The sequence below is a fragment of the Saccharospirillum salsuginis genome (assembly GCF_014651855.1).
Taxonomy (GTDB): Bacteria; Pseudomonadota; Gammaproteobacteria; order Pseudomonadales; family Natronospirillaceae; genus Saccharospirillum; species Saccharospirillum salsuginis.
This window is the reverse complement of the sequence record NZ_BMXR01000002.1, coordinates 250,918-267,620: the sequence shown is the minus strand read 5'-3', so window position 1 is coordinate 267,620 and position 16,703 is coordinate 250,918. Positions and strand designations below refer to the sequence as shown.

The window sequence follows — 16,703 nt, the reverse complement described above, 5'->3', positions numbered from 1 at the left end:
CCGTGCACCCCAAACGGAGGCAACCGGCCCGGCTTTCCAGCAAAAACTCGGCTTTTCAGCATTCACGGCCACCCCGCAGGCCAACAACCTTGTCACCGTCTGGTGAGGATATCATGACACTTTCCAAAGAGGATGTGCCCGGTTAAGCGCGGCTGTGGACAACTTCGGAACTTTTATCACAGTTTCTAGCTATTCGCTATAACCGGCTGTAAAGAAAGTTGTTTTTGCTATAGCAAAGAACCATTACCATACCAGTAGTTGATTACCCGAGGCTAGAGGATGAAATTGCGAATCGGCATCGTCATGGACCCGATGGAAAGTGTCCAGTACAAGAAAGACAGCTCCCTGGCCATGCTCTGGGCCGCACAGGACCGGGGTTGGGAGCTGTTTTACATGACCCAGGCGGACCTGTATCTGCGCGATGGTCAGCCTTGGGCACGAATGACCCCTTTAAGCGTATTTCGTGATCCGGATCACTTTTATGAACTGGGTGAGGCCGAGATTCAGCCACTGCCCTCGCTCGACGTGATTCTGATGCGCAAAGATCCACCGTTCGACAACGAATATATTTACGCCACCTATATGCTCGAGCGGGCCGAGCAACAGGGGACTTTGATTGTCAACAAACCACAGGCCCTGCGCGATTGCAATGAGAAATTCTACGCCACCGCCTTCGCCGACTGCGCTCCACCGCACCTGGTCACGCGCGACGCCGACCTGCTGAAGGCATTCCACAAGGAATTCGGCGATGTCATCTTCAAACCCCTGGAGGGCATGGGCGGCAGCTCCATCTTTCGCCTGAAGAAAGACGAGCCCAACGTCAACGTCATCATCGAAACGCTGACCCACTTCGGCACCCACCAGACCATGGCGCAGAAGTACCTGCCGGAGATCAAGGACGGCGACAAGCGCATCCTGCTGATCGACGGCGAACCGATCGACTATTGCCTGGCCCGGGTTCCGGTCAAGGGCGAAACCCGGGGTAATCTGGCCGCCGGCGGCAATGGCATCGCCCAGCCGCTGTCCGATCGGGACCGGTGGATCGCCGAGCGGGTCGGCCCGGAACTGAAGGCGCGTGGGCTGATCTTCGTCGGACTGGACGTGATCGGCGACTATCTGACCGAAATCAACGTCACCAGCCCAACCTGTATTCGCGAAATCGACGCCGCCTACAACACCGATATCGGTGGCCGTTTGATGGATCTGATCGCCGAGAAACGGGGGCAAGGCTAGATGGCAACCGCAGTAGCGGGCGTGGGCGCGGCCGACCGGCTCAGTTTCACACTCTTTATTGCTCTGGGTCTGCATGCGCTGCTGATCTTCGGCGTCAGTTTTCAACCGCCCAAGGCCCAGCAGATTCCGCCGACGCTGGAAGTGACGCTGTCCCAGCACCGCAGCGACAGTGAAACCCCGCTGGACGAAGCCGATTTCCTGGCCGACGCCGACCAGCAGGGCAGCGGCACTCTGGAGGAAAAGGCGCAGTTGACCTCCACCGAGCAGGCCGATATCGAGGACAACCAGATTTTCCGGACCACGCCGCAGGTCCAACAGATCCGGTTCTCGCCCACGGAGCAGCCACGCCAGCGCATCGTCACCACCGACGCGGACCAGCGCCGCGAGGTCAACGACCAGTCCGAGGAGGAAGCCCCGGCCGAAGCGGAACTGGCCAGCCAGGACCCGATGATGGTCAGCCAGATCAGCGATGTGGCGACCCTGCGCGCCATGCTGGACGAGAGCCGCCAGAACTACGCCAAGCGTCCGCGCGTGCGCACACTGACGGCGGTCTCCGCCAAACGCTCGCTCGATGCCGCCTATGTGTTCAACTGGCTGGAAGAGGTGGAGCGCATCGGCAACCAGAACTACCCGCAGGCCGCGAGACAGCAGCGGTTGACCGGCGCGGTCCGGCTGGCGGTGCGCATTCGCGCCGACGGCAGCCTCGATGAGGTGACCGTGACACAGAGTTCGGGCCACGCGCTGCTGGATCAGGCCGCCAAGCGCATTGTGCACCTGGCCGCCCCCTTTCCGACGTTCACCTCGGACATGCGACAGGAATACGACGTACTGGAGATCATCCGTACCTGGCAGTTCCGCACCGACAACCGCTTCAGCCGGGAGGCGTCTTGAGCGACTCTGCCGGCTACTGGCTCGGTTTCGACTTCGGCCTGGGCTGGATCGGCGTCGCCACCGGCCAGACCCTGACGCGCACCGCCTCGCCCTTGCCGCCATTGCGCGCCCGCGACGGCATACCCGATTGGGACGACATCGACACCCTGGTGCGGGAATGGAAACCGGTCAGCTTCGTGGTCGGCATTCCCTATAATATGGACGGCAGCGACAGCGAGATGGGCCAGCGCGCCAATAAGTTTCGCAAGCGCTTGCACGGCCGCTACGGCCTGCCGGCCGAAGGTGTCGACGAGCGCCTGAGCAGCCGGGAAGCCCGCAACCAGATGGGGCAAAAGGGCAGCACCCTGACCAAGGCTCGCCAGGCCCAAATCGACAGCGTTGCCGCCCAATTGATCCTGGAGACCTACTTGCAGGGACTGTAACCCGATGACGACCGCCCTGCCCGACTTACCCGAGGGCTACTACCTCGACAACTTTCGCCGGCTGCTGGACACCGTCGTCGATCGCTACGACGACCTGCTGTCCCCGGATGATCGCGATTTCGTGAAACGATTTCGAGCGCTGAATCAGGCGCCGGCCCGGCTACTGGTCCGGCTTTACACCCGCAAAGGCCCTTTTTTCCGGCGCGACAAACTGAACTACCCGGAAATCCCCGACCTCGATGCGGCCCTGACCGATCTGGCTCAATCCGGCCTGGTCGATCTGAGCCCGGAACTGACCGCCGGTGAACTGGCCCGGTTGCTCACGCTGGCGGAACTGCGAAGGCTGGACTGGTTGCCGGATCGGAAAGCCGCCAAGGCGGTACTGCTCGAGATGCTGGACGAGTGGCCGGATGTACAACCGGCCTCCGATTGGCAGGTCGATATTCCCATTCTGCTTCCGCGCCATTGGCTGACGCTGCGCCGGCTGCAACTGATGTACTTCGGCAACGAATACCAGAGCCTGACCGATTTCGTCCTCTCCGACCTCGGCCTGTTCCAGTACGAGCCGTATTCACTGGACCGACGCCAGCGCCGCTTCAATACGGCTCTGGAGATCGATCAGCAGTTGGCGCTGAACGACCTCAAGGCCGAATATTACCAGGCACAGGAGAACGGCGACCGGGACACCCTGCTGCAGTTGGCCGGCGACCTGCTGCGCGACGACTGGTGCGAGTCGATCCGGGACCGGCTCGATCGACTGCGCAACCGGGTCGGTTTTCGTCTCGAACAATGGGGTGAACTGGACACGGCCCTGGCCCTGTTCCAAACCAACGATCAGCCACCGGCGCGCGAACGCCGCTGCCGAATCGACTACAAAGCCGGCCGTTACCAAATCGCCTGGGACACTCTGCAACAACTCCGCGACCGTCCCCGCGACGCCACCGAGATCCGGTTCGGCCAGCGGTTCATGCCGAGACTGGCCCGCAAATTGAGCCAGCCTGTAGACCCCGATCCCGTCCATGCGCCGATCGAACACCGGGCATGCTGGCCCCGGGGCAACGGCAGCGTCGAACAACTGGCGTGCGAGCACCTGCCCGACTCGGTGTGGCTGGAGAATCTGTTGCCACTCGGCGTGTTCGGTCTGATCCACTGGGACCTGGTCTTCCGTGAAGTGCCCGGCGCCTTCCACCATCCCTTCCAGCAAGGACCGGCCGACCTCCACGACCCGGATTTCCTGAACCGACGCGGTACCTCCCCCCAACGACTCTACCGGGAACTGACCGCCCGGGACGCCCGGGACCGCATCCGGCGACACTGGTCGGCCAAGTTCGGGCGGTTCAATCCCTTCGTGCACTGGGCCGCCCTGGATGAAACCCTGGTGCTGCGCTGCTTCGACACCGTTCCCTGGGAGCACTGGGTCGCGATCTTTCACCACCTCTGGCTCGACCTGCGTCGGCACCGGGCCGGCTTCCCGGATCTGTTCCAGTTCCGACCGGGTCAGGATGCGGGGTATCGCTTCATCGAGATCAAGGGGCCGGGCGACCGCTTGCAGGACAACCAGCGCGACTGGCTGGCGGTGTTCTCCGAGGCCGGTATTCCGGCCGAGGTCTGGTATGTCGACTACGCCTGAAGCAGCTTCGAACCGACCGGCCTACCGGGTTTCCATTCGCGCCCTGGCCGAGTTCGGCCTGGACGAAGGCGATCTGGTCAGTACCTTCCGTGCCACACCCAGTGCCCTCGAAGGCCGGGAGACCCACGGCCTGGCGCAACGGCGCCGTACCGATGAGTATCGCGCCGAGTGTCCGGTCACTCTGGCGTGGCACCATCCGGACTTCGATCTGACACTGGCCGGACGCATCGACGGCACCTGGCCCGGTGGTGTCGAGGAAATAAAGACCTGCCGGGTGCCGCCGGACGAACTGCCCGACTCCGCCCGCCGGCAGAACCGCCGCCAGGCGCTGCTCTATGCGGCCCTGTGGTCCCTGCAGGACCCGGACACCGACCGCTGGACCGTCCGCCTGACTTATGTGCACAGCCAGACCCAGCAGGAATGGCAGGAGGATGAAGTCTGGCTCAGGCCCGCATTGCTGGATTTCCTGGTCGGCGAGCTGAGTCGCTATGAAACCTGGCTGGCAAGGCTCCAGAGCCATCGCCAACACCGCGACCGGACACTCGATCGGCTGGCGTTCCCATTCAGTGAGATGCGCCCGGTCCAGCGCACCATGGCCGAAACCGTCTATAAAGCCCAGGCCACCGGCCGCCAGACCCTGATCGAAGCGCCCACCGGCACCGGCAAGACACTGGCGGCGTTGTTTCCGGCGCTGAAGGCCATGGCCAAAGGACACCACCAGGGCATCTATTACCTGACTATGAAAGGCACCGGCCAACCTCTGGTACTCGACACCGTTCGCGCCCTGAATCTGGGCGCCGACGACATTCAGGTGGTCAATCTCCAGGCCCGGGACCGGCTGTGCCTCAGCCCGGATACGCCCTGCGACGGCGCCCTCTGCCCCTATGCCAGGGATTATTACAGCAAGCGCAGCCGGGTGCGCGAGCGCTTTTTCGACCAACCGATCTGGGATGCCGCGCACCTGACCGAACTGGCGGAAGCCGAACGGATCTGTCCCTACTACCTGAGCCAGGACTGGGCGCTGTGGGCCGATCTGGTGGTCGGTGACATCAATTACCTCTACGACACCGCCGCGGTCCAACCGTACCTGCTCCGGGAAGTCGACAACCAGGTTGCGGTCCTGGTCGATGAAAGCCACAACCTGATCGATCGCGGCCGGGGTATGTTCAGCGCCCGTCTCAGCGGCGAAGCCATCGCCCAGCTCGACAAACAGGCGCCCCAGGGTATTCGCAACGCCCTGAAACCGCTCAAACGTGCGTTGCGCGAATGCCAGCCTGAACAACCGGGCCTGTCCGACCAGGCACCGGACGGGCTGATCCAGGCTTTGCGCACCTGGCTGCAGGGCAGCGCCAAACTGCTGCGTGACAGCCCCTTCTGGGAGCCTCCGGCCGCCTGGCAGGCCCTGTTGTTCGATGCCGGCCGGTTCGTGCGCATCAACGAGTTGGCCAGCACCCTGGATTTCTGCTGGCGCTACACGCCGGGCAAACCCGCCGAGCGCACCGTCGAAACCCTCTGCCTGAACCCGGCCCGATTACTGCGTGCCAAGCACGACCTGGTCAATTCCGTCACCGCTTTCAGTGCCACCCTGGTGCCCTGGCACTACAGCCAGGCCATGACCGGTCTCGAGTCCGCTGTTCCGCTCAGCCTGGCCTCGCCCTTTCAGCCCGAGCAGTTCCGCGTCACCGTGATCACCGACATTTCCACCCGTTACCGCGACCGATCCGGTCTGGCCGAGCGGATCGCCCCACTGATTCGCGCGTTTCAACGACACACAGCCGGCAACGCCCTGGTTTTCTTTTCCAGCTACCAGCAGATGGGGCAGTGCGAACCCCTGCTGGGCGACGACCCCACCATCATCGCCCAACGGCGCGACATGAGCCTGTTGGAGCGCCTGGCGCTACTGGACCGATTGCGCACCGAACAGGGGCTTACCGTGCTCGCGCCGCTGGGCGGCGTCCTCGGTGAAGGCATCGACCTGCCCGGCGACGCCCTCACCGGCGTCATGGTCATTGGCCCGGGCCTGCCCCAGGTCAACCCGTTGAACGACCGGATTCGTCAGTCGCTGGACCGCTCGGGCCAGCCCGGATTCGACTTCGCCTACCGCTTCCCCGGCCTGCACAAAGTGCTGCAGGCGGCCGGGCGATGTGTGCGGACAGAAACAGACACCGGAGACATCTGGCTCGTCGACGATCGGTTCGGGGATTATTATCAGGCCGGCTGGTTGCCGGCTCACTGGCAGGTTCGGCTGGTGGAGCGGTCGACGGTGTTGTAATAGTAGGTTGGATCAGCCCGAAGGGCGTAATCCAACAATCCTTCCACGCCAGGTTACAATTTCCAGGCTCATTACGACGTCGGATTACGCCCTTCGGGCTAATCCGACCTACAGATCCGTTTTATGGGTGTTGCGGGCACAAGCCGACAGACTTTAAGCGGACAAAGCCCCATTTAAGCCAATGTCACCAGATTCCGACCGCCCTGCTTGGACTGGTACAACGCCTGATCGGCGCTGTCGATCCATTCGGAGTATTCGCTGAAGCCGGAATTCCAGCCGGAAACGCCGAGGCTGATGGTGACCTGGATGTCCTCGCCCTGGGTCTTCACCACCTGGGCTTCCACATGCTCCCGCAATCGCTCCGCCAACTGCATGGCGTCTTCGGGCTGGGTATCGGGCAGAATCACCGCGAACTCCTCGCCACCGTAGCGGCCGGGAATATCGCTGGCGCGAATGGTCTCGCGCACCACACGGGCCACCATGCGGATCACCTCGTCGCCGGCCGGATGACCGTGTTCGTCATTCACCTTCTTGAAATGATCGATGTCGAACATGACCAGACTGGTGGCGTTGCCGGAACGCTGCTGGCGCATGAATTCCTGGGACAGCTGCTCTTCCCAATAGCCCCGGTTGAACAGCTCGGTCAGCCGGTCGAGGCGGGACAGCTCCTTCAACTGGACGTTGGCTTTCTGCAATTCCTGTTTGCTGACGGCGACGTCGGTGACGTCGTAAACAATGACGCAGAGGTTCTCCACCTCACCCTGGGTGTTGGTCACCGGTATGAAGGTGCAGTTCTGGTACATGTATTCCGAGGTGCCGGTAATCGGCCGGTTGTTCTTGAATTTGAAGACATAAGGCCGTTGTTCCCAGGTGGTGAAGGCCCGGTTCTTCAGCTGGATGACGGTTCGCGACTTGTGTTCGAACCAGTCCTGGGGGATGTCGGGAAACACGTCGAACAGATGCCGGCCGAGGGCGTCCTGGGGAGCGATGCCGCTGTGATTCTCCATGAAACCATTCCAGGCGATGACCTTGAATTCAAGGTCGACCACGAGCATGCCGACGTCGATCGTCTGCAGGACCTCGAGCAACCAATGAAATTCGGTCAAATTGTCATCACGGGATGCGGACATCTTCACTCCAACATGAAACTGACTTTGTCTTCCAGCACCTTCAAGCTGTCCTCGGTGAACAGCAGCAGAAGATCGCAGTCCACGTTGCGACCTTCCAGACGGTACGGAATTTCGATGGTCAGGGCGCGTGTCCAGCGTCCGGCCTTGCCGGAAACCAGATCGTTCAACGCCAGGTGTTGTCCGAGAATGACCGGCTGACCCTGACTGAAAGACACATCCAGTTGCTCGGCCAAGCCTTTCAGGCAGGCACCGATCAGGATGTTGGCGATGTCCATCAGCAGTTCCAACTCGATCTGCGGGGTGATGTCGCCGGCGAAATTGGTCAGTTCGGCGATATCCTGGAAACTGGTGTCGTTGAAAATCAGCAGGGCTTCACCGGCGATGCGGGACCCGACGAATCCCTGGCAAACGGCACTGACGGACTCGAATTCCTCCAGCGACGTCAACGCCATGTTCAATTCGGCGCGCTCCATCAGGTTGACGACCGGAATCGGCAGCACCACATAGTTGTTGAGCAGACGAGCCAACAGATCGGCCGCGCGTCCCATCGCCACGTTGGTGATCTCTTGAAAGACGTCGCGCAGTTCTTCGTCCAGGTGCTCGCCGCTCATGGCACTACTCCGCGTAAATTCCGAATTCGGCCAGAACCTGCTTCAACCGGTCCGGGTCTACGGGTTTTTTGATGAAGTCCAGAGCCCCCAGACGTTTCACCCGCTCCATCGCTTCGGGCTGAATGTCACCGGAAATGACAATCACCATGGCCGGCAGGTCTTCCTGCTTGACGACTTCCAGCATCTGAAAGCCGTCCATGACCGGCATGGTCAAATCGAGGAACACCACGTCCCCTTTGCCGTCCCTGATCGCCGTCAAACCTTCCTCGCCATTGCCGGCGAAGGTGACTTCGACGTCCCAGCCTTTGGGCAAGGCTCGCTGCACCTGTTTTCGGGCAAAACTGGAATCGTCACAAATTAAGACGGGAATCGACATGGCTACTCCAATCTACACTCCGGTGCGCCGACCGAGGCGGCCACCCGTTACACACGCCCCCGGATTCATTCGAACCGCGGGACATGGCTCAGTGGAATGTCTCTTAGTTAAGGTCATAAACGGGGTCCCGGCAAACTTTTGGCCTTAATCGCGCAGCATGGCCGGTTCCCAGTCTTTCCAAACAGGCTGGTAGTGTAACGCCTCCAACCGGTGAACGATATCCTGCACGGAACGGCGGTCATCGGTGCTGAATTGCTCGAGCGAGTCGTCCGTATCGACGGCATAGCCGCCCGGACGGGTGGACGATTCGGCGCTCAGACTGGTGATGCCCAGAGGGATCAGCCGGTCGCGAAACCCGGGTCGTTCACGGGTCGAGAGGGTCAGTTCCAGGTCCGGGCTGAACAAACGCCAGGCACCGATCAGTTGCACCAGGTTACGGTCATTGATCGGATTCGGGACCTCGAAATTCCCTTCGGCCGGTCGCAGCCGGGGAAACGAGACGGAAAAGCGGCTGCGCCAGTAGCGCCGCTCCAGGTAACGCAGGTGGTGGGCACACATCAGGCTGTCCACGCGCCAGTCGGTCAGGCCGAGCAGTACACCGAGGCCGATTTTATGGACACCGGCGGCCCCGGCCCGGTCCGGGGTATCGAGCCGGTAGTCGTAGTCGGTCTTGTTGCCCCGGGTGTGATGCTGGTGATAACACGCCCGGTGGTAGGTTTCCTGATAGACCAGCACCGAGTGCAGGCCGGCTTTGCTCAGCCTTTCGTAGTCCGGCTGGTCGAGCGGCTGCACTTCCAGACTCAACTGCGCGAACTCCGGTGCCAGTTGGGACAGCGCGCGTTCGTAGTAGTCGGTTCCGACAATTTTCGGGGCTTCGCCGGCGACCAGCAGCAGATGCTCCATTCCCCGGGCCTTCAAGGCCCGCGCCTCGGTCGCTATCTCCTCGGGTGTCAGGATCTTGCGCCGGAGCTTATTGCTCATCGAAAAGCCGCAGTAACTGCACTCGTTGGCGCAGGCATTGCTCAGGTAGAGTGGCGCGAACAACTGCTGGGTCAGACCGAACCGCCGCACCGTGGTACGGTGACTGCGTTGGGCAATCGACTCCAGACAGGTTTCGGCGGCCGGGCTGATCAGTGCCTTGAAGTCCTCCATATCGATGCGCGACCGGGCCAGTGCCCGTTCCACGTCGGCCGGTGTCTTGGCGTAGAGCGACAGGCGCTCCTCTTCCCAGTTCACGGATTTCAGGACGTCACTGAAACTCATGGTGTCGCCTCCGACAGAAAGTCGGTCAGAGGACTCGACGCCTCGGCCTGACTCTGCCGCGCCGCCAGACCGGCATCGCGTGCCTGGCGGCCGGCCTCGACCGCGCCCCTGAACGCGCGTGCCATGGCCACCGGGTCGCGTGCCGTGGCGATGGCGGTGTTGACCAGAACGGCGTCGGTCCCCAGTTCCATCGCTTCAGCCGCCTGAGAGGGAGCGCCCAGACCGGCATCGACGATGACCGGCACGCCGCTTTGCTCAATGATGATGTCCAGAAAAGCCCGGCTTTCCAGACCCCGGTTGGATCCGATCGGCGCGGCCAGTGGCATGACGGCCGCGCAGCCGGCTTCCTCCAGGCGCTTGCACAGCACCGGGTCGGCGTGCACATAGGGCAAAACAACAAACCCTTCACGCACCAGTCGCTCGGCGGCGGCCAGCGTCTCGACCGGGTCCGGCATCAGCCAGCGCGGGTCGGGGTGGATCTCCAGTTTCAACCAGGAGGTGCCCATCGCTTCGCGTGCCAGGCGTGCCGCCTGAACGGCTTCGTCGGCGGTGCGGGCGCCCGAGGTATTGGGCAGCAAGCGGTAACCGGCGCGGGCAAGGGGTTCGAACAAATGATCGCGGTCGCGACGGTCCATTCGGCGCAGAGCCAGGGTGACCAGTTCGGTGCCACTGGCTTCGAGCGCCGCCAGCATGGTGTCCGGATGATGGAATTTTCCCGTGCCGGTCAGCAAGCGGGATTGGAAATGTGTATCGGCAATCGTCAGCATGGTTTTCAACCTCCCGCCACGGCATGAAAGACGTCCAGCCGGTCGCCTTCGCTCAAGGGGGTATCGGCCCATTGGCCGCGCGGTACGACTTCGCCGTTCAGAGCCACGGCCATACCGGCGCGTTCGCCATACTCCGCCCGGATGATGTCGTCCAGGCGACTCTGCGCCGGGCAAGGGTGTGTCTGATCGTTCAGTGCGATGTTCATTGTGGATTACCTTCTGATGTTTCATGTAGGAGCGCAGGCCTCTGCGCGACCGACCCCGTCTCGGCGGTATCCCCTTCGCGCACGGAGTGCGCTCCTACACGCAAGGAACGCCAACGGCCATCCAGTACCTGCCAGGCGGCCACCGGATCTTCGGCCTCGGTAATGGCGGTGACCACCGCCACGCCATCGACCCTACAGGCCGCGATGCCCGGCAGGTGGTGGTTCTTGATGCCACCGATGGCCACCGTGGGCACGGCCGGGTCCACCACGGCCCGATAGCGGGCCAGCCGCTCCAGCCCCTGGGGCTGGCTGGGCATGTCCTTGGTCTGAGTGGGAAACACATGGCCCAGGGCGATGTAACTGGGCTGGAAGGTGCGGGCCCGGCACAGTTCGGCGTAACCGTGCGTGGAAATCCCGAGACGCAGTCCGGCACGGGCAATGGCGTCGAGATCCGCTTCCTCGAGGTCTTCCTGGCCGAGATGGACACCGTAAGCGCCCAGCTCGATGGCCAAAGACCAGTGGTCATTGATGAATACCTGGGCGTCGTATCGTCGGCCGGCTTCGATGGCGTGGCGAATGGCCGGCACCAGACGGTCCCGATCATCTAACTTGAGTCGCAACTGGACGGTGGTGACGCCGGCATCCAGCAGATCTTCCAGCAAGGTGGTATCGCTCACCACCGGATAGACACCCAGCGGTCGATGCAGGGGCGCGAAGCGGTGTTGCAACTCAACGTCCTGCGCGTGCCTGGCCTGCGCAAAGCCCTCGCCAAGCGGCCATCCGGTTCGCGCCAGCGAGCCGGCGCCCTCGCCGGTGGCATAGGCCTGTTTCAATCCGGCATGGACATAGGCGTTGGCGACGGTGACGGCGTCTTCCAGCGGATAGTCCCGAGCCCAGGCCGCAGCAATGGCACTGCCCAGCGTGCAGCCCGTGCCGTGATTGTGGCGGGTTTCGATGCGGGGTTGGGTCAGCACCCAATGTTGGCCGGGAGCGAGCAGATGATCCCGGCTGTGATCGGCCCCGAAAGCATGACCGCCCTTGGCCAGTACGGCGGTGGCTGTCGTCTCCACCAGCGCCCGGGCCGCGCGCAGCGCGCCGACCTCGTCGTTGACCGCGTGACCGGTCAATTGGGCCAGTTCCGGCCAGTTGGGCGTGATCAGGTCGACCCAGGGCAACAACTCGCCCAGGGCGCGAAACAAGTCCGCATCGGCCAGGCGATCACCGCTGGTGGCGACGCACACCGGATCCAGAATGACGCCCAGCCCCGGCCATTGGCGCTTCCAACGGGGCAGCGTCGCGACCAGGTGGCGGACCTGATCGGCCGACCCCAACAGACCGATCTTGATCGCCCGAGGCGGAAGATCGTCGGCCAGCGCATCCAGTTGGGACACGAGCAGGTCGATGTCCATGGGCTGGACGGACCGCACGCCCAGGCTGTTTTGCGCGGTCACCGCCGTCACCACCGAACAACCGTGAGCCCCCAGGTCGTGCAGGGTGAGCAGATCCGCCTGCAGGCCCGCACCACCGCCGGAATCGCTGCCGGCGATGGTCCAGACAATGGGGCGGGTCGCATCGCGATCAGTCATCACCCTCGCCCTCCAGCTCGGTCACCGGGCTATACAGTTGAGCGCCGCTTTCGCGGAATTCGGCCGCCTTTCGTTGCATGCCCGCCAGCGGATCGTCGAGCACCTGCACGTGATCGATCTCGTTTCGTCCGTTGGCGCCAGCCTCTTTGGCCTGTTGCTCTTTCGCATAGTCGCGCACGTCCTGACTGATCTTCATCGAACAGAATTTCGGACCGCACATCGAACAGAAATGGGCCACTTTGTGGCCTTCCTTGGGCAGGGTCTGGTCGTGGTATTCGCGCGCCGTATCCGGGTCCAGCGCCAGGTTGAACTGATCCTCCCAGCGAAACTCGAACCGGGCCAGGCTCATGGCGTTATCGCGGATCTGGGCACCGGGATGGCCCTTGGCCAGGTCCGCCGCATGCGCGGCGATCTTGTAGGCGATCAGGCCCTGTTTGACATCGTCCCGATCCGGCAGCCCCAGGTGTTCCTTGGGCGTGACGTAGCACAGCATGGCGCAGCCGTACCAGCCGATCATGGCCGCCCCGATGCCGGAGGAGAAATGGTCGTAGCCCGGCGAAATGTCCGTGATCAGTGGCCCCAGGGTGTAGAACGGTGCTTCGTCGCAGCTTTCGAGCTGCTTGTCCATGTTCTCCTTGATCAACTGCATCGGCACATGGCCCGGACCTTCGATGATCGTCTGAACGTCGTGTTTCCAGGCGATCTGGGTCAGTTCCCCCAGGGTTTCCAATTCGGCGAACTGGGCTTCGTCGTTGGCATCGGCGATCGAACCGGGACGCAAGCCGTCTCCCAGCGAGAAGGACACGTCGTACGCTTTCATGATCTCGCAGATGTCTTCGAAGTGGGTGTAGAGGAAGCTTTCCTCATGGTGCGCCAGACACCACTTGGCCATGATGGAACCGCCGCGACTGACAATGCCGGTGACCCGATCCACCGTCATCGGCACATGGTGCAAGCGCACGCCGGCGTGAATGGTGAAATAGTCGACGCCCTGCTCGGCCTGCTCGATCAGGGTGTCGCGATAAACCTCCCAGGTCAGATCCTCGGCGACGCCGCCGACTTTTTCCAACGCCTGATACAACGGCACGGTGCCGATCGGCACCGGCGAATTGCGCAGAATCCACTCGCGGGTCTCGTGGATGTTCTGCCCGGTGGACAGGTCCATGACGGTATCGGCACCCCAACGCGTGGCCCAGATCAGCTTGTCCACCTCTTCCTCGATGCTGGACGTAACCGCTGAATTACCGATGTTGGCGTTCACTTTCACCAGGAAATTTCGGCCGATGATCATCGGTTCGGCTTCGGGGTGGTTGATGTTGCTCGGGATGATGGCACGGCCGCGCGCGACTTCGTCGCGCACGAATTCAGGGGTGATCGGGTCGGCCAATTGGGCGCCCCAGCCCTGGCCGGGATGCTGGCGCTTCAGCGCCTCGTCGCGGATCCGTTCACGGCCCTGGTTCTCGCGGATGGCGATGTATTCCATCTCCGGCGTGACGATGCCCTGGCGGGCGTAATGCATCTGGGTGACATTGCACCCGTTCCGGGCGCGACGCGGCTGGCGTCCGCCGTGGAAGCGCAACGCCTCCAGCTTCGGGTCGGCCTCGCGATCCTGGGTATACCGCGCGCTGGCACCGTCCAGGGTCTCCGTATCATCGCGTTTTTCGATCCATTGCTCGCGCAGTGGTCGCAACCCCTGGCGGACATCGATCTCAGCGTTCGGATCGGTATAGGGACCCGAAGTATCGTAGACGTAGATGGGGTCGTTGGGCCGGGTCTCGGGGTTGTCCTTGCGGCCGCCGACCACGGTCTCGGACAGGTCGATGGCGCGCATGCCAACGCGAATGTCCGGCCGGGAGCCGTCGAAATAGACCCGCCGTGAGTTGGGAAAAGGACGGATGGAGTCCTGGCTTAATTGCTGGACGCGCTGGCCAAGGTCGGTTTGGGCATTATTGTTGGTCGTGGTGGTCATTCCGGTCGATCCTCATGGTTCGGAAGCGACGGAGTGACCGCACAGGGGTGGTACTGGTTGGACTGGGTATGACAGTGACTGACAGGGAGGCGGCACGGTTTGGACAACGCCCCTGTCAGCGTGAACCCAAACAAGTGGTTCGACGACGGTCGAACCGAGGCACGGCCCAGACGGCTGGCTGTGCTCTCTTGTTCCCTTCGCGAGTATTAACTCGATCAGGTTCCACGGATCCCGCTGATGCGATCTCAGCCAGCTGTTTCACTGGCACTCCGACAAGACAGCCGACAGGTTAGCGCCCGGCCCGGCCCGGTGCAAGTTGTACACGGCAAATGGGGGCGGGTATGATCCGGGCCACTGTCCGGAAACACCCGAGAATCCCCGTTATGTCCAAAGCCTCGAAGACAACGAAAGCCTCGATCGTATCATCCAGTCACCTGAGCGAACGCAGCACCGAGCTCAGTGAGTTCGAATACGCCCTGATCATGGCGGAGAACACCTTCTCGCGCTGGCTGGTGCACTGCATGACCGCCGCCGGAAACGAGGAAATGAGCCCGATCGACATCCTGGTGATCCACAACGTCTACCACCGCAACCGCGCCAAGCGCATCGCCGACATCTGCTTCATGCTCAACATCGACGATACCCACACGGTGTCCTATTCGTTGCGAAAACTCGCCAAAATGGGGCTGGTGGAAAGCAAACGCGTCGGCAAGGAAACCTTCTACAACGCCACTGACGCCGGCGAAGAGCTGTGCCTGAAATACCGCGACGTGCGCAGCGTCTGCCTGGTGGACTGGCTGGAAAACCTTGGCATCAGCGAGGACGAACTGAGCGACGTTGCCAAGACCCTGCGCACCATGTCCGTCCTCTACGACCAGGCCGCCCGGGCCGCCGCTTCCCTCTAAGCATTCCTCCCTTGGGGCGGCCCGATGGCCGCTCACCCACCGCACCCCGCGTCCATAAGTAGGGCAGAAGCGCCGTCAGGCGTTATCTGACGCAAAGCTCAACGCCTGCGCCATCGCCTCCCCCAGACACTATTGATAGGCCACTGAAAGAGTCCGGTTAGCCACCCATACCGCCCCCATGAGCTTGATCAATGTTCAACTCTTTTAGAATACATTTTGCATTCACTTTTTATTGACTTTGCGTTTTTTGTGACGCTATAGTGAATCCATCAAAAAGATAAGACGCATATCGCTCGTAATTCATTCACAACAATAATACTGAGAGGCGTCCCGACATGATCGTTCAATTCACCCCACCCCGATGGGCCCTGCTGCTCATGGCGGTCGTACTGCATGGTGCAATGGCTGCTCTAGCCAACGCCCAGACCCTGACTTTTCCGACGGCCTATGACGAACGATCGCCACACACCATCAATATTCGGGTTCTCGCCAACGAGCTGAACTACGCCACCTTTGGCCAACTGCAACTTGAGGTTCACCCCGCCGGTCAATTGCTCCCCGCCAACGCCATTTACGACGCGGTTCGCTCCGGCGAAGCGGATATGGGTGAAGTACTTTTGGCGTCGCTGGCCGAGCGCGACCCACTCTTCCTGATCGACAACCTGCCGTTCCTGGTCGCGGATTTCGATACCGCCGAGGCACTGTGGGAGGCCTCGCGCGACTACATCGAGGCACGCCTGAACGAGGATGGCCTGACCCTGCTGTACGCCACGCCCTGGCCACCCCAAGGGTTCTATTCGATATCCCGTATCGACGATGTCGGCGACTTGGAAGGGCTGCGGGTCCGCAGCTATTCGGACACGCTCGAAGACCTGATTACGCTGGCCGGCGCCACACCGGTGAGCGTTGACTACACTGATCTGCGTTCCGCGTTTCAGCAGGGTCAGATCGACGCCATGATCACCTCGGCCACCACCGGCGTGCGCGCCAGCGCCTGGGAATTCGCCACCACCTACACCGACATCAAAGCCTGGATTCCCAAGAACATCGTGTTCATCAATACCGACCGCCTGAACAGCCTGAATTCCGAACACAGATCCCTGTTACTGCAGCAGGCCAACGTGGCCGAACAACGCGGCTGGACCATCGCCCGGGAAGACTACTTTCGCTCACGCATCACACTCTCAGACAACGGCATGGCCGTGCGCAGCCCGTCGCCGCGCCTGCAAAAACAACTGGTCAGCCTGGGCAACACCATGACACAGGAATGGCTGTCTCGAACCGGAGAAGAGGGCGAACGAATCCTGACGACGTATCAGGAGCGGGTGACACAACACACCGATTGATACCGACCCATTCGGCGAGACGCCCCGGATGGCACTCGCCAGGTGAACGCACCTGAACCCAAATGACTCGGACGTCCCCAATAACAATGACAGAGG

15 protein-coding genes and 1 riboswitch are annotated in these 16,703 nt (G+C 62.1%); of the genes, 7 read left to right on the top strand and 8 right to left on the bottom strand.

The window, feature by feature from the left end; all coding sequences use genetic code 11:
* The first annotated feature begins 279 nt into the window (after positions 1–279).
* The 5 genes from gshB to IE111_RS04350 are packed head-to-tail and all read left to right on the top strand — an operon-like array spanning position 280 to position 6,448.
* The gene (gene gshB / locus IE111_RS04370) at positions 280–1,233 is read left to right on the top strand and encodes a glutathione synthase (protein ID WP_189607283.1); all 954 of its coding nucleotides are present in this window, start codon (positions 280–282) and stop codon (positions 1,231–1,233) included.
* A complete protein-coding gene (locus IE111_RS04365) occupies positions 1,234–2,124 on the top strand; it encodes an energy transducer TonB (RefSeq protein WP_189607282.1) in 891 nt (296 codons plus the stop codon).
* The gene (gene ruvX / locus IE111_RS04360; protein WP_189607281.1) at positions 2,121–2,546 is read left to right on the top strand and encodes a Holliday junction resolvase RuvX; all 426 of its coding nucleotides are present in this window, start codon (positions 2,121–2,123) and stop codon (positions 2,544–2,546) included. The genes IE111_RS04365 and ruvX overlap by 4 nt, the downstream gene beginning before the upstream one ends.
* A gap of 4 nt (positions 2,547–2,550) precedes the next feature.
* Complete coding sequence (locus tag IE111_RS04355) at positions 2,551–4,176, top strand: VRR-NUC domain-containing protein (protein WP_189607280.1); 1,626 nt, start codon at positions 2,551–2,553, stop codon at positions 4,174–4,176.
* A complete protein-coding gene (locus IE111_RS04350) occupies positions 4,160–6,448 on the top strand; it encodes an ATP-dependent DNA helicase (protein ID WP_189607279.1) in 2,289 nt (762 codons plus the stop codon). The genes IE111_RS04355 and IE111_RS04350 overlap by 17 nt, the downstream gene beginning before the upstream one ends.
* 173 nt (positions 6,449–6,621) lie before the next feature.
* Here the strand turns inward: IE111_RS04350 and IE111_RS04345 are convergent, their stop codons facing one another.
* The 8 genes from IE111_RS04345 to thiC all read right to left on the bottom strand — a co-directional run bounded on the left by IE111_RS04345 (position 6,622) and on the right by thiC (position 14,356).
* Entirely contained in the window at positions 6,622–7,578 is a 957-nt protein-coding gene (locus IE111_RS04345; protein WP_189607278.1) for a sensor domain-containing diguanylate cyclase, read from the bottom strand.
* Positions 7,579–7,580: 2 nt separating this feature from the next.
* Positions 7,581–8,189, bottom strand: coding sequence for a histidine kinase (locus IE111_RS24445; RefSeq protein WP_229805216.1), 609 nt, complete (start codon positions 8,187–8,189; stop codon positions 7,581–7,583).
* Between the two features lie 4 nt (positions 8,190–8,193).
* Positions 8,194–8,565 (bottom strand): response regulator, encoded by a 372-nt coding sequence (locus tag IE111_RS24440; protein WP_229805214.1) that lies wholly within the window; start codon positions 8,563–8,565, stop codon positions 8,194–8,196.
* 144 nt (positions 8,566–8,709) lie between these two features.
* Positions 8,710–9,828: a 2-iminoacetate synthase ThiH gene (gene thiH / locus IE111_RS04335; protein ID WP_189607277.1), complete on the bottom strand. Its 1,119-nt coding sequence runs from the start codon at positions 9,826–9,828 to the stop codon at positions 8,710–8,712.
* Entirely contained in the window at positions 9,825–10,595 is a 771-nt protein-coding gene (locus IE111_RS04330) for a thiazole synthase (RefSeq protein ID WP_189607276.1), read from the bottom strand. Before IE111_RS04330 ends, thiH begins: the two co-directional genes overlap by 4 nt.
* Positions 10,596–10,600: 5 nt before the next feature.
* Positions 10,601–10,801, bottom strand: coding sequence for a sulfur carrier protein ThiS (gene thiS, locus IE111_RS04325; protein ID WP_189607275.1), 201 nt, complete (start codon positions 10,799–10,801; stop codon positions 10,601–10,603).
* On the bottom strand, positions 10,798–12,387 hold the full coding sequence (gene thiE, locus IE111_RS04320; protein WP_189607274.1) for a thiamine phosphate synthase: 1,590 nt from the start codon (positions 12,385–12,387) through the stop codon (positions 10,798–10,800). Before thiE ends, thiS begins: the two co-directional genes overlap by 4 nt.
* Entirely contained in the window at positions 12,380–14,356 is a 1,977-nt protein-coding gene (gene thiC, locus IE111_RS04315; RefSeq protein WP_189607273.1) for a phosphomethylpyrimidine synthase ThiC, read from the bottom strand. The genes thiE and thiC overlap by 8 nt, the downstream gene beginning before the upstream one ends.
* Positions 14,357–14,531: 175 nt before the next feature.
* Positions 14,532–14,638, bottom strand: a riboswitch (TPP riboswitch).
* Between the two features lie 101 nt (positions 14,639–14,739).
* Between thiC and IE111_RS04310 the strand changes: the two genes are divergently transcribed.
* Entirely contained in the window at positions 14,740–15,261 is a 522-nt protein-coding gene (locus tag IE111_RS04310; protein ID WP_189607272.1) for a winged helix DNA-binding protein, read from the top strand.
* A gap of 335 nt (positions 15,262–15,596) precedes the next feature.
* Complete coding sequence (locus tag IE111_RS04305) at positions 15,597–16,607, top strand: TRAP transporter substrate-binding protein (protein ID WP_189607271.1); 1,011 nt, start codon at positions 15,597–15,599, stop codon at positions 16,605–16,607.
* Positions 16,608–16,703: the final 96 nt, after the last annotated feature.

Bases quoted from the DNA above. Each gene is read 5' to 3' on its own strand.
- gshB (WP_189607283.1), top strand. From the start codon at position 280: ATGAAATTGCGAATCGGCATCGTCATGGACCCGATGGAAAGTGTCCAG.
- IE111_RS04365 (WP_189607282.1), top strand. From the start codon at position 1,234: ATGGCAACCGCAGTAGCGGGCGTGGGCGCGGCCGACCGGCTCAGTTTC.
- IE111_RS04355 (WP_189607280.1), top strand. From the start codon at position 2,551: ATGACGACCGCCCTGCCCGACTTACCCGAGGGCTACTACCTCGACAAC.
- IE111_RS04350 (WP_189607279.1), top strand. From the start codon at position 4,160: ATGTCGACTACGCCTGAAGCAGCTTCGAACCGACCGGCCTACCGGGTT.
- IE111_RS04345 (WP_189607278.1), bottom strand. From the start codon at position 7,578: ATGTCCGCATCCCGTGATGACAATTTGACCGAATTTCATTGGTTGCTC.
- IE111_RS24445 (WP_229805216.1), bottom strand. From the start codon at position 8,189: ATGAGCGGCGAGCACCTGGACGAAGAACTGCGCGACGTCTTTCAAGAG.
- IE111_RS24440 (WP_229805214.1), bottom strand. From the start codon at position 8,565: ATGTCGATTCCCGTCTTAATTTGTGACGATTCCAGTTTTGCCCGAAAA.
- thiH (WP_189607277.1), bottom strand. From the start codon at position 9,828: ATGAGTTTCAGTGACGTCCTGAAATCCGTGAACTGGGAAGAGGAGCGC.
- IE111_RS04330 (WP_189607276.1), bottom strand. From the start codon at position 10,595: ATGCTGACGATTGCCGATACACATTTCCAATCCCGCTTGCTGACCGGC.
- thiS (WP_189607275.1), bottom strand. From the start codon at position 10,801: ATGAACATCGCACTGAACGATCAGACACACCCTTGCCCGGCGCAGAGT.
- thiE (WP_189607274.1), bottom strand. From the start codon at position 12,387: ATGACTGATCGCGATGCGACCCGCCCCATTGTCTGGACCATCGCCGGC.
- thiC (WP_189607273.1), bottom strand. From the start codon at position 14,356: ATGACCACCACGACCAACAATAATGCCCAAACCGACCTTGGCCAGCGC.
- IE111_RS04310 (WP_189607272.1), top strand. From the start codon at position 14,740: ATGTCCAAAGCCTCGAAGACAACGAAAGCCTCGATCGTATCATCCAGT.
- IE111_RS04305 (WP_189607271.1), top strand. From the start codon at position 15,597: ATGATCGTTCAATTCACCCCACCCCGATGGGCCCTGCTGCTCATGGCG.